We start from the raw sequence: 13,443 nt of genomic DNA on the forward strand, positions 1-13,443 counted from the left end.
TGTAAATTAGTTAAAACCTTAAAACTTTTGTAAAGAATTTTGGTGTTCTTGATAAAGGCAAAGCTGACATTCAGTGTGCAATTTTCAATCAGAACATAGAAATATCACGAAAGGTAAGGTTTTTTTATTTACCTAAAAAGTTTAATCGTTTAAACTTTCGGGTGACGGAGGTATGGAAGCTAAGATGAATATACATGATGTAGCCAAAAAGTCGGGACTCTCTGTAGTGACCGTATCCAGGGTGCTTAACAATTTACCCTCTGTACGGGAAGCTAATAGACAGAAAGTACTGAAAGCTATGGAGGAATTAAATTATCAACCCAATTCAGCAGCGCGGAGTCTTGTGAGAGGCAAAACGGGAGTCATCGGGATGTCGATTACCAACTTTAACGACTCTTTCTATGACCGGGTTATTCGCGTGGTGAACCGGAAGCTGGCGGCGCAAGGGTATTTTTTAGCCCTATCGATCGCCGAGAATGAGGATGAGGGCGATAATTTCCTGTTTCAGAAGGATCGCGTTGATGGAATTATCCTGTTGTCCCCACTTGAAGAAAAGGCATATGTAGAGGAACTGAAAAGAAAAAATATTCCGTTTGTATTGCTGGATAACCAGTTTCAGCATGAGGATGTGCCTAGCGTCGTGGTCGATAACTATCAAGGCGGGTATGAGGCTACAAAGCACTTGCTCGATCTTGGGCACACTCAAATCGCCTATATTGGCGGCCCTTCGGTATTTCTAAGTGTAGCGGAGCGTAAGCGCGGTTATGTCCAAGCGCTCGAGGATGCCGGGTTAACGCCATTCGGAACGGAATACTGCAGTTTTACAGTAAGCGGCGGCTATGAGGTGGCCAAGAGATGGATCCGCGAAGATAAGCTGCCGACAGCTTTTTTTTCCGGGGACGATTTTATTGCTCTTGGAATGGTTCAGGCTCTCCGGGAAGAGGGAATTCGAGTACCCCACGATATCTCAATTGTTGGATTTGATGATCAGCAGTTCGTAGGTGAATTTTACCCGCGGTTAACGACGGTCAGACAACCTGAGGCACAAATGGGCAATATAGGCGTTGATTTACTACTAAAAATGATCAACGGGGAGGTGATGCCGCCCGCTGTAACGAAGCTTGCTCCGCAGCTACTCATTCGTGAATCCACCGCATCTGTTAGATTACCTTGAATTTTAGGAGTGAAATCATCCGTGAAGTATTTTTTGGGAGTTGATGCAGGAGGCAGTAAAACCCACGCAATGATTGCAGATGAACAAGGGAAGGTCATCGGAGTTGGCAAGGGTGGGATCGGAAATCATCAAATAAACCGTGAGCAGGCGGTGAACAGTTTGCAGCAGGCCATATCGGAAGCAATTATGGCGTCAGGGCTGACCAAGGATCAGCTGGATTACTCCTGGTTCGGCTTAGCGGGAGCGGACAGAGAGGCTGATTTCCGGATTTTGCGACCGATCATCAGCAGCTTTGATCTTCCCCAAACTGAGATTTCCTGCGATACCTGGATTGCCTTGCGGTCAGGTACAGAGAAGAACTACGGGATCGTGCTGATTTGCGGATCGGGCGTGAACTGTAGTGGTAAAAATCCGTTGGGTGCTACATACCAATGTGGTGGATTCGGCTACCGGTTCGGGGATTATGGCGGTGGCTATGATTTAAGTATTGAGGTATTCCGTAGCGTCCTTCGGGCGGATGAGGGAAGAGAGAAGGAGACGGTCCTAACCGAACGCTTAACGGAATTGTTGGGCTATTCCAATGTTTCGGAGCTAAGAGAGGATTACCTGGATCATTTCAGAGACCTGCCTCCCCATATTGCTGAACTATTGTTTCAAGCGGCAGAGGAAGGGGACCAGGTTGCCACCGAGCTGCTGGTCAAGCAAGGGGATGAGCTGGGTTTGGCCGCGGCATCGGCCATCCATCGCTTGGGCATGGAGGAGGACTTCTTCGACATCGTACTTGCAGGCAGCCTGCTGACAAAGGGAGACCGCTCAGGCATCATCCGGCGGGCCATTGAGAGAAGAGTGAAGTTGTCGGCTCCGAATGGCACTTTAAGGATTTTGACCCGGGAGCCGGTTGTAGGATCGGTCGTTCTGGCTATGGAAAGCAGCGGTATGCGTGTAGATCAGAAGGTTCTAGATAATCTATCACAGGGGAAAGTACTGAACACAATAGGCTAGTTTTTATAAGACCAAAATGAAAAAGATGAAGGAAGGGTCTATCATGGAGGAAACATTGAAGCTGGTTGTCATCGGAGCGGGATCATCGTATACGCCTGAGCTTATTGAAGGCATCATCCTGCATCACCAAGAGCTTCCCATTCGCGAAGTATGGCTGGTGGATATTGAGGAGGGAAGGGAGAAGCTGCATACGATTGCAGAACTGAGCAAACGCATGATTGCTGAGTCCGGACTGCCGATTACCGTGGTCCAGACGCTTGAGCGCAGGGAAGCCATTGCCGGAGCGGACTTTGTATGTACGCAAATCCGGGTAGGCATGCTGGAAGCGCGCAAATGGGATGAATTAATTCCGCTTCAATACAATGTCATCGGCCAGGAGACGACAGGTCCCGGAGGGATGATGAAAGGCCTACGGACTATCCCGGTCATTCTGGATATTTGCAAAGACATTGAGGAGCTGGCTCCGGATGCCTGGTTGCTGAATTTTACGAATCCGGCCGGTATGGTGACTGAAGCTGTTCACAAATACTCATCGGTAAAAAGCGTAGGCCTGTGCAACTCGCCGATTGGTTTTCAAAAGTGGCTCTCCGAGTTCTTCGGACTTCCTATGGAGAAAATCTACGCGGAGTTTGTCGGCATCAACCATCTGCACTGGGTATCCGATATCGTGATTGACGGTAAAAGCAAGCTGCAGGAGCTCATTGATTACCCGCAGAGCTACAAGGCGAGCAATGTGCCGTTTGATTCCTGGGACTACCGGTTTCTGAATGCTTTGAAAGCGATTCCCTCTTATTACCTGAGCTATTACTATATGACGGACGCGATGCTTGCGGAACAGAAGGAAGCAGCAGCAACGACTGGATCGCGCGCTGAGGTAGTGAAGAAGGTGGAGGAAGAGCTGTTTGAACTGTACCGGAACGTAGCGCTGAAGGAAAAGCCCAAGCAGCTGGAACAGCGCGGCGGAGCCTATTACTCGGAGGCGGCAGTGCTGCTGATGCGCTCCATTTATAATGATTCCCGCGATATCCAGACGTTGAATGTAAGGAATAACGGAATGATTGACTTCTTGCCGGACGATGCCTCTATTGAGGTGAACTGTATGGTAACCAAGCAAGGCCCGCTGCCGATTCCGCTGCGTATAATTCCTCAGCCCATCAAAGGCTTGCTGGCCGCGGTCAAGCAATACGAGAGCCTCGCCATCGAGGCGGCTGTGCACGGAGACCGGGATATAGCCCTACAGGCTATGGTTCATCATCCGCTCGTGCCTTCGGTCACCGTAGCTGAACAACTGCTGGATGAAATGCTGGAGAAGAACAAATCGTTGTTGCCGTTGTTTCACTAGAATCGTCCAGAGGAGGAAAAGCGGATGAACACGGCCGGGAAACCGCGTAGATGGAAGAAATTTATCAGTCAATTGGATTTGCAGTCCATGGTTTGGCCGGGAATTATCTTTGTATTCATTTTTAGCTACATTCCGATGTATGGCGTGGTTATGGCATTCCAGCAATACGATATTTTTGGCGGCATTATGAAGAGCCCCTGGGTTGGATTTATGCATTTCAGAATGTTCTTCGAGGCGCCGGAGTTCTGGAAAGTGATGCGAAATACCCTTGTGATTAGCTTGCTTAAATTGATTATCTCTTTTCCTGCCCCGATTCTTCTTGCACTGATGCTGAATGAAATCGGGAATATGGGCTTTAAACGGATTATCCAGACCGTCAGCTATTTACCTTATTTCCTGTCCTGGGTTATTGTATCCGGTTTTGTATTTTCGCTGTTATCCGTTGATAACGGAACGGTGAACTATTTGCTGGAGCGATTCAATTTGGTAGGGGAGCCAGTTAACTTCCTGGCGTTACCCAAATACTTTTGGTCGATTCTAGTAAGCGTAAATGTGTGGAAAGAGGTCGGATTCGGGAGCATTGTCTACCTGGCCGCGATTGCAGGCATTGATCCAACCCTATATGAGGCCGCTTCTATAGATGGAGCAAGCCGGTTTAAGCAAATTCACTTGATTACACTCCCCAGCATTACCCCCATTATCATTATCTTTATGATTCTTGCCATCGGCAGTCTGCTCAGTGCGGGCTTCGAGGACATTTTGCTGCTGGCAACCAATCCAATTCTGCGACCCTACTCCGATGTTATCGACACCTATGTGTACCGTGTTGGGATTTTAAATGCCAGATTCTCTTATGCGACAGCTGTAGGGCTATTCAAGGCGGTGATCAGTGTCATTCTGCTAGTGACGGCCAACAAAATCGCTCGCCGGGCAGATGTTAGTCTCTGGTAGTACTACTACTCATAGCGAATGCTTCCGATGCTCCATAAACCTTTTAGGAGGGGTGAACAATGAGACTAAGCCTAGGCGACAAAATCATGCAGCGGAGTATTTATACCCTTTTGACGCTGCTGGCGTTACTCATGCTATACCCGTTTTGGAATGCGTTGGTCATTTCCTTTAACCTAGGGAGCGATACGGCGCTCGGCGGTGTAACCTTGTTACCGAGAGCTTTTACCCTGGAAAATTATTATATTGTGTTTCAGGATCAACGCCTGCTGAATTCTTTTCTGATCACCATTCTTAGAACGTTAAGCGGCACGGCATTGTCTGTCTTTTTCACGGCACTGTTAGCCTACGGAATGTCCAAGAAGACATTGCTTTTTCGAAAACAATATATGGTGTTCTTCATGATTACGATGTTCTTCAGTGGGGGGCTCATCCCTAGTTATTTACTAGTTCGCTCTTTGGGTATGCTGGACACCTTTTGGGTGCTGATTATCCCCGGCATCATCAGTGTCTGGAACATGATTGTCATCCGCACCTTCTTCCATGCTCTGCCGGAGGGTTTGGAGGAATCTGCCAAAATCGACGGCAGCAGCAACTACGGCATTTTTTTCCGAATCGTCATTCCGGTCTCCGGCCCGGTGCTGGCCACGATTGCCTTATTCACCGCAGTAGGTTATTGGAATGACTGGTTTACGGGAGCGATCTATATTACAAAGGATCACTTGCTCCCTATACAGACCCTGCTGCGCCAGATTATGAACTCCAACATCATGACCCAAATTGGCTCATCGAATGCTATCGCGCTGGATCATATGAACCGGAATCGGACGATTACCACGAAGTCACTGACTATGGCTACGATGATGATCGCTACCATTCCAATTATCCTGACGTATCCTTTTCTCCAAAAGTACTTTGTTAAGGGCGTAATGATTGGTTCGATGAAAGAATAGCAGTCTCCATATTATGTAGAAAGAAGGGAAAAGATGCGCAATCGTATGAAATGGGTATCTCTTTTGCTGACTTCACTGGTGCTTCTTCTCGCTGCCTGTAGCGGAGGAGGAAATTCTAACACTTCACCAAACACAAGCGAGAAAAATCTGAATACTGAGGCCGCCACAGATGACGGCAGCGGGATCAAGCCCGTCACCTTCAGCTTCTATGGAAACTATGACTGGCTTACGACATCACCCTGGGGGGATAATGAGGCGACAAAATGGATTCAGGAGAACCGTAAGGTTACTGTTGAACCCATACAATCCGGAGGAGCGGCCGGAGAAAAGCTCAACACGATGATCGTCGGCGGTGATTTACCGGATGTCATTTTTACTGACCGGGGATCCTCAGTGGAGCGGCTGGTGCAGGCAGGACAACTCGTTGCGCTGGATGATTACTATGAGAAGTATCCGAACTTCAAGAAATATGTGAAGGAATCCACCCTGAATTTGCTCCGTTCAGAAGACGGGAAAATCTATCAAATCCCGAACTGGTATACATCCGGGCAATTCGGCAACGGCGGATGGATGGTGAATAAAGATATTTATAACGAACTCGGCAGACCGGCGCTGGAGACCTTTGATGATTTGTATCAATATTTGCTTAAGGTGCAAGAAAAGTATCCGGATGTAGTACCTCTGGAGGTTGGGGAGAAGGGGGCAGGTCTGGAAATTATGTATGGTGGTTTTAAGGAGAACTCCACCAGTAAGTTTATTTCACTCATGGGATATCCGAATGGCGACAAGCTGTCATCTATCTTGGACGATCCCGCTTACGAGGAGATGGTGCTTTATATTAATAAGCTGTATCGTGAACGGCTGATTACGCAGGATGCACTGCAGCAAACCCAGGATGCGGTCAAAGAAAAGGTCAATACCAACCGGGTAGCAGTCATGGTCGAATCCAATATCACTACGTATGGAGCCGAGGGACACCGGGCACTGACAGCGAACAATCCGGACAGCGGTTATGAGATTATATGGCCGATTCATAAATCCGGACTAGACAAAACACGAGTGTTTGTAAGCGGCTTTGAGACGCTGGGTTGGAACGTTAATGTCATTACGAAAAAGGCCAAGGATCCGGAGGCCATCTTCGCTTATTTTGACTGGATTACGGGTCCGGAGGGGCAGAAGGTGCTTTTCTTCGGTCCTAAAGGCTTGTACTGGGATGAAGAGGATGCGGACGGAGCTCCAATCCCGAACGAGAAATACAAGACGACTCCTGCTAACGAGCGTACGGAAACGATGCGGAAATTCGAGGACTTTAACTGGGCGGGAAATACGACCTTTATTGATACGGCGAAAATGAGCCTCGAGGCGCTGCTTTCCGCGAACCAGAAATCCTGGGAGACCGTGGCGCAGTCCACGGTGACCTGGAAAACCGCGTTGGATATCACAGAGTTTGTAAATACCGATCCGATTCCGGATACGGAGATCGGCATCATCGCACAGAATATCGGGGATATTTATACCCTTGCTTACGCCCAGATGGTTCAGGCGAAGTCGGATGAAGCGGTGTTGTCGGCGCTAAAGACAGCTAAAAAGAACACCGAAAAAGCGGGGCTTGCTAAGCTGCTTGAATTCAGAACCGAAAAATGGCAGGAAAATGTTAAGAAAATCAACGCGACGAAATAAGACTATTTATAAAATCTTATAATTGTGGAGGCGAGATTATGGCATTTGCGTTGAGATCGAGGTTCATAGCACTGTTAAGCATCGTGTTGGTTTCTTCGATAGCCGGTGGTTCCGTTCCTGTTATGGCCGAAGAGGAGAGTAACCCCCCTTTCGAAACGGAGGTTATTGTACGGACCGTAAACCAGTTTAAGAACATGGCGGATGTCCAGAATTTCATCGCGCTGTCTACAAGCTATGGCGTCGATGTTATTAGCATGAACGTGAAGCAGGATGAAGATGATGAGGTTCCGTCTGGAAGTGTATTTTATCAGAGTAATATCGCACCAATTGCCCAAGGCTACCAGAATTTCGATGCCCTGCAGGCTGTCATTACGGCAGCCCATGCTGCAGGAATCAAGGTTCATGCCTGGATTCCGCAGTTCCATGATCAGCAGGCTTTCCTGGAGCATGATGAATGGCAGATGCAGGCGCTGGTTGACGGGGTTCAGACACCGTTTACAGGTTCTAACGGCAACGAATACTTCGTCAATCCGATTCACCATGAAGTGCAGGAGTATGAGCGTTCCATTATTCAGGAAGTAATCGAGAATTATGATGTGGATGGCGTTGTGCTGGATTGGATCCGCTTCGACAATTACAACATGGACGTCAGTGATTACACGGCCCTGAAGTATCAGGCGCAGTTCGGCTATTCACCGCTCAGCATTGACTTCGAGACAGATTCGCCTCAGCGTGAGCAGTGGAATGAATGGAGAACCGAACAAATCGGACAGTATGTGGGCGATATCCGTCAGGATATCACCCAGTCCTCGAAGCCGGATGTGCAGCTCGGCGTGTATATTTTGCCGCCAGAATTCATTGAAGTTGGGCAGAATGTAGCCAAATTCAAGGATGATATCGACTTTGTTGCACCAATGGCGTACTTTGATGACTGGGAGTTCAACAGTGATTGGGTATACAGCACTTCCTACGGAATCCTGAAGGATACGAGCGACCGGATTAGCGGCAGTGACGTGGAAATTGTTGCGACGCTGGATAATGACTGGACAGATGATCAATATCAGGAGATTTACAAGGGAATCCGCGAGAATTATCCAGGTGTGAAGCGTCTGTCGTTCTTTGCTTACGGGGCCTGGCCAGAAGATGAGCTAGCCAATATCAAAGAACGTGAAACCTGGCCTACGCCAGGCTGGACGCCTCCGGTAGAACAAGACTATCCGGCTCAATTACCAGCAGGGTGGAAGGCGCGAAATATTGGTTCCATGCCGGGGAACGTTACCTACAATTCTTCCAATAAGCAATTTACACTCAGCAGCAGCTCTACGGATATCTGGGGAAATGGAGATCAACTGAATTATATATACCAATCCGTGCGGGGCGATGCGGAGATTATTGTTAAAGTGCAGTCCACTAGCCGATTGGACGGCTGGGCCAAGGCCGGCATTATGATTCGGGAGTCGCTGGGTCATAATTCGAAGCACGCAGATATGATGCTTACCCCCGAAAATGGGGCCACCTTTCAGTATCGTGCAGAGACTGCGGGCAATATGGTTGATCAGACTGCGGCTGCCTCGGCTCCAAGATGGCTAAAGCTGACCCGAAGTGGAAATACCTTCAAAGGGGCTATTTCGACGAACGGGAATAACTGGAAAACGGTCGGAACTGTTCAGATTCCGATGAACCGCAAGGTGTATATTGGCATAGCACTTAGCAATCCCGGGGATGACTCGAGGAATAAGGCTGTGTTTGGAAATGTGAAGATTACGGATTAAGCCTAATACAAGGGCACCGGTTCTTCTTTATCCGGGGAGTTTTCGTTTATCAGGTTAACCAGAAATATTTGGTTGACCTTTTTTTGTTTCCGTTTAAGGTGATGGTGGGGGATATATCCAATTGAAATCTGAAATGAATTTAAAGCTGCTAAATCCGGTGGTATATTTAATGCAGCTAATTCTATAATATAGCTAATTCTATAATGCAGTTTAGCTTATTAATAATAGTCTTTGAGAATAACTTATACAGAATAGGAGAGATACGATGAGCGAGCGTATACCCTGCCAAACCTCAGGCTGCAAGGGAAGCATACTTCCTGCAACTGCTTTAAAGACGGGGGGAATCTGCATGCCCTGTCATCAAAGGAAGCTTGCGCTGGAGCAAAAGGCTTATATTGAACAAAATCGAAAAGACATTGATTTGTACGCAGGTGTGAATGATCCGGTTGAAATTCTTAAAATCATGCACAAACCGCGGAGATGGAGCCCGCTTGAACACGAAATCTCCTATTACAAAACCGCGCAAGAGTTGTATCGTCAACTGACTGAAAGCGAAAGGGAGCGATTGGAATCCTACGCCATTGAATTGATGGAAGAAGATGATTTTGACCAGGCTGAGGCTATTTTACTGTCGCTTATATGTTTTTCAAGTGCGTGCATTGAACGGGGGCTGGAGGTTTTTTTTCACAAAGGGAAGTATTATCCCGGTATTCTCTATAAAGAAGCGGGTCAGGAGATCCGCGATATGATCATTCATCAGTTAGAGCATGACTCGGAAAACCGTAATCATTTGCTGCTTGCATTGGCCTGGATTGGCGATAAAGAGGTTGTACGGCAGTTCGAGACATGGCGGCAGCATCCGCCTCGATGGACATCGGAGTTAAATGTGGCTCCGGAAACCTATGCTCACGAAGCAGGATGGGAATTAGATCCCGACGGTGGGAAAAGGCTGCTCTTTTACCCCGAGAGTTATCATTTTGAAGTAAACAGGGACGGAAAAAATGGGCTGGATCGGGATCATACGGCGGTAGCTACGCTGCAGGAGGGTGAGCATTCCTGCCCTTGGTGTGGCGGTAAATTGACAGTGCTGTTTGATTACGATTTGCAGAATCCACTGGTTCAATTTATGAAGCTTTCCGGCCAGCGGTTAAGGGTTGCAGCTTGCATGCATTGTAATTGTTATGGCACCGTGTTTATGAAAGCGGAGCTGGATGGCCAATATTCGTGGAGTGAATATAATACCGTTCCTGATTTTTTGCCTGCAAATGAAGACAGGGAAGAAATAGCATGGCATGCCATGCAGCTATCGGAACGGCAGATGGGAACCTATGAAAATTCGTATTGGATGCTTGAGGCGCCTGCGTCGCAGATTGGAGGACATCCGGCTTGGATTCAGGATGCGGAATATCCTGTGTGCCCTTGCTGTTCGACGACGATGAAGTTTATTGCCCAAATGGACATGGAACAGGCCGAGGACAGCGAGGGGATTTATTATGCATTTTTGTGTGAGGGTTGCCGGCAGGTAGCTGTGAATTACCAGCAGACATAAATCAACTTATTTCTGGTTAGCGTAAATTGGAACTTCAGACTTAAAAGAGAAAAATGCTGCCTTAGACAACTAAGGATGGCATTTTTTTATTTTGTATAAACATGATGATCAAAGTACCTTGACTGTCACAGTAGTATGATATACAATGCGATTATGAGGTGATGAAATGAGTGAGAACAAAATCACATCCGATCTGCTGCGAGGGCATACCGATACGATGGTATTACGGCTCTTGTCCGAAGCCGATCGTTATGGATATGAAATCGTCAAATTGATTGCTGAGCGTTCCGGAGGCGAGTATGAATTAAAAGAAGCTACGATGTACTCCAGCGTCCGGCGGCTTGAGGCAGACGGTGACATTGAATGGTATTGGGGGGATGAGTCTCAGGGGGGACGACGGAAGTATTTTCGGATTACCGAGAAGGGGAAAGCTGTTTACGCCAATAACAAGACTAATTGGGAGTACGCAAAGCGTGTGCTTGAAAACTTATTATAAGGAGACTTGATAATATGAATGAGAAATTAAACATGTATTTAAATGGCGTATTCGCACCCTATGACGGGATAAAAAGCGTTGCTGAATTAAAGAGTGACCTCCTTTCCGATTTGCAGGAGCGGTTCAGTGAACTCAAGGCTGAAGGCAAGGATGATGAAACGGCGTTTAAGATGACGATAGACAGCATCGGCGACATTGAACAGACGGTGCAGGAGGTTGCCAATCTCTCCCGTTCACTTGAGCGGCAGGTGGTGACGAGCTTTAGGGCGAGCAACTTATCGAAGAGTGATTTTGCAGGCGTTACCGCCCATAAAGGGGATTTTAAAGTGAGCGCGTTGCGGGGTTCCGATTTTACAGGCGCTGACTTGACTGGCAGTTCTTTCGCGGGCAGTGACGTAGGCGAGGCCAAGTTCGACAGCGCTAATCTGACCGACTGCAATCTGTCCGGCATTGAACTGGCAAATGCGAGCTTTCACAAATCTATTCTTGTTCGCACCAACTTTAGCTCATCAGGACTTACAGGGGTGAAATTTATCAGCGCAAGACTGACCGACGTCAAGCTGTGTACGACTGATCTCACGAAAACAATCTTTGAGAACTGTATCTTTGACGGTGTGGAATTTAAAACCTCTGATCTGCGGGGATTATGTTTTGACGGCCAGACCTTTATCGGGGTCAAGTTTGAAAAGTCGGCGCTGAACGATATTTCGTTTAGAGGTGCGACGTTAAAAAATGTGTCATTCCTCTCCGGGTTTTCATTATCCAAGAAGTTTTATCGTGCAATCAAAACGATCAACTTTGATGGTGCAATGATGGATAAGTTGACCTTTGCTGCGCTCAAAGGCATGGAAGCTGATTTGACAAAGGTTACAGTTCTATAAGCCTGAGCTTCCGAAGTGAGTTTTGCGGGGGGAATTCCATGAAGATATGCTAACAAAACCTTGAGGAGGGAATGCAATGAACAAGTCCATTAAAGTGGTTGGGTTAGAAAAGTCCTACAGACAGCTTCAAGTTTTAAAGGGGGTGGATTTTGAAGTGGAGCAGGGCAGCGTTTTTGCTCTGCTGGGCTCCAATGGTGCAGGTAAGACCACCATTGTCAAAATCCTCACCACTTTGCTGAATCAAGATGGCGGGACTGCTGCAGTGAACGGATTTGATGTCGCCACAAAGCCTGATTATGTACGCCAGTCCATCAGCCTGACGGGTCAATTTGCTGCCGTGGATGAGATTCTGACCGGCCGGGAAAATCTGATCATGATTGCGAGGCTCCGCCATGAGAAGCATCCGCGTCAAGTTGCGGACGATCTGCTGGAACGCTTCACTTTGACCGCTGCCGCGGATCGCAAGGTATCCACTTATTCAGGCGGGATGCGCCGGAGATTAGATCTCGCGATGAGTCTTGTTGGAAAACCGCAGATTATTTTCCTCGACGAACCAACCACTGGACTTGATCCTGAGGCAAGGATGGATGTATGGAAGATGGTTAAGGAGCTTGCCGACGGCGGTACGACTGTCTTTTTGACGACGCAGTATTTGGAAGAGGCAGAGCAGCTTGCTGATCAAATCGCCATTCTACATGAAGGTAAAATTATTGCGAGCGGTACACTCGAAGAACTAAAAAAGCGTTTTCCGCCCGCAAAAGTTGAGTACATTGAAAAGCAGCCGACGCTGGAGGAAATATTCCTCGCAATCATCGGCAAAAAGGAGGGAAAGTAAATGGAAATGATTAAGAAGCACTTTTTCAGTGACATGAGTGTAATGCTCGGACGCTCTATGCGCCATATTCTCCGCAGTATGGATACCATCATCACGGTAACTATCATGCCAATTGCATTTATGCTGTTGTTTGTTTACGTGTTCGGTGGGGCCATCCAGGCGGGTACGGATAACTATGTGAATTATTTATTGCCCGGGATCATACTGATCGCTATTGCAAGTGGTGTAACTTATACGGCTTACCGCCTGTTTAATGATGTGCAAAAAGGGATTTTTCAGAGATTCCATTCTATGCCGATTGCACGTTCTACCCTGCTGTGGGGACATGTGCTGACCTCCCTGATATCCAATGCGATTTCAGTTAGCGTCATCATTCTTGTTGCATTGATTATGGGGTTTCGTTCATCGGCAGGAGTGCTCTCATGGCTGGCGGTTGCCGGCATCCTGATATTGTTTACGCTGGCTCTAACTTGGGTCGCAGCAATTGCTGGACTATCCGCAAAATCGGTGGACGGCGCGACTGCTTTTTCCTACCCGATTATTTTCCTTCCTTTCATCAGCTCGGCCTTTGTGCCTACCGAATCGATGCCGCCAGTCGTTCGCGCCTTTGCTGAAAACCAACCCGTTACATCTATAGTAGAGGCGGTTCGCTCCCTCCTGATGGGGCAGCCTGTTGGCAATGATATTTGGGGAGCCATCATATGGTGCATAGCCATTCTAGTAGTTGCTTATTTAATAGCGATGCGGGTATACAAACATAAAGTAGTTTAATTGCAGATAACGTTATAGGGTTTAGAAGCGACTTGTCTGC

The 13,443-nt window shown here is 47.6% G+C and carries 12 protein-coding genes; all 12 read left to right on the plus strand.

What is annotated here, in order from left to right:
• Nucleotides 1–184: 184 nt before the first annotated feature.
• The 12 genes from MHH89_RS29215 to MHH89_RS29270 all read left to right on the plus strand — a co-directional run bounded on the left by MHH89_RS29215 (nt 185) and on the right by MHH89_RS29270 (nt 13,403).
• Nucleotides 185–1,174 carry a LacI family DNA-binding transcriptional regulator gene (locus tag MHH89_RS29215; protein WP_248547745.1) on the plus strand — a complete coding sequence of 330 codons (990 nt, stop codon included), beginning with the start codon at nt 185–187 and terminating at the stop codon, nt 1,172–1,174.
• A 21-nt stretch (nt 1,175–1,195) separates the two neighbouring features.
• The gene (locus MHH89_RS29220; RefSeq protein WP_076125294.1) at nt 1,196–2,176 is read left to right on the plus strand and encodes an N-acetylglucosamine kinase; all 981 of its coding nucleotides are present in this window, start codon (nt 1,196–1,198) and stop codon (nt 2,174–2,176) included.
• 43 nt (nt 2,177–2,219) lie between these two features.
• Nucleotides 2,220–3,518: a 6-phospho-beta-glucosidase gene (locus MHH89_RS29225; RefSeq protein WP_076219660.1), complete on the plus strand. Its 1,299-nt coding sequence runs from the start codon at nt 2,220–2,222 to the stop codon at nt 3,516–3,518.
• Nucleotides 3,519–3,542: 24 nt separating this feature from the next.
• The gene (locus MHH89_RS29230; protein WP_341088687.1) at nt 3,543–4,469 is read left to right on the plus strand and encodes an ABC transporter permease; all 927 of its coding nucleotides are present in this window, start codon (nt 3,543–3,545) and stop codon (nt 4,467–4,469) included.
• Between the two features lie 59 nt (nt 4,470–4,528).
• The gene (locus MHH89_RS29235) at nt 4,529–5,419 is read left to right on the plus strand and encodes a carbohydrate ABC transporter permease (RefSeq protein ID WP_076185342.1); all 891 of its coding nucleotides are present in this window, start codon (nt 4,529–4,531) and stop codon (nt 5,417–5,419) included.
• Nucleotides 5,420–5,452: 33 nt separating this feature from the next.
• Nucleotides 5,453–7,099 carry an extracellular solute-binding protein gene (locus MHH89_RS29240; RefSeq protein ID WP_076185341.1) on the plus strand — a complete coding sequence of 549 codons (1,647 nt, stop codon included), beginning with the start codon at nt 5,453–5,455 and terminating at the stop codon, nt 7,097–7,099.
• A gap of 38 nt (nt 7,100–7,137) precedes the next feature.
• A complete protein-coding gene (locus MHH89_RS29245) occupies nt 7,138–8,871 on the plus strand; it encodes a family 10 glycosylhydrolase (protein ID WP_076279561.1) in 1,734 nt (577 codons plus the stop codon).
• A 265-nt stretch (nt 8,872–9,136) separates the two neighbouring features.
• The gene (locus MHH89_RS29250; RefSeq protein ID WP_341088688.1) at nt 9,137–10,420 is read left to right on the plus strand and encodes a DUF1963 domain-containing protein; all 1,284 of its coding nucleotides are present in this window, start codon (nt 9,137–9,139) and stop codon (nt 10,418–10,420) included.
• 166 nt (nt 10,421–10,586) lie between these two features.
• Nucleotides 10,587–10,916, plus strand: a complete 330-nt coding sequence (locus tag MHH89_RS29255; RefSeq protein ID WP_036675798.1) for a PadR family transcriptional regulator — start codon at nt 10,587–10,589, stop codon at nt 10,914–10,916.
• Between the two features lie 14 nt (nt 10,917–10,930).
• On the plus strand, nt 10,931–11,797 hold the full coding sequence (locus MHH89_RS29260; protein WP_076279563.1) for a pentapeptide repeat-containing protein: 867 nt from the start codon (nt 10,931–10,933) through the stop codon (nt 11,795–11,797).
• A gap of 76 nt (nt 11,798–11,873) precedes the next feature.
• Nucleotides 11,874–12,632, plus strand: a complete 759-nt coding sequence (locus tag MHH89_RS29265) for an ABC transporter ATP-binding protein (protein ID WP_076185338.1) — start codon at nt 11,874–11,876, stop codon at nt 12,630–12,632.
• Nucleotides 12,633–13,403 (plus strand): ABC transporter permease, encoded by a 771-nt coding sequence (locus MHH89_RS29270; RefSeq protein ID WP_076276575.1) that lies wholly within the window; start codon nt 12,633–12,635, stop codon nt 13,401–13,403.
• Nucleotides 13,404–13,443: the final 40 nt, after the last annotated feature.

This window comes from Paenibacillus sp. FSL H7-0323, from assembly GCF_038002725.1.
Classification (GTDB): domain Bacteria; phylum Bacillota; class Bacilli; order Paenibacillales; family Paenibacillaceae; genus Paenibacillus_AQ; species Paenibacillus_AQ odorifer.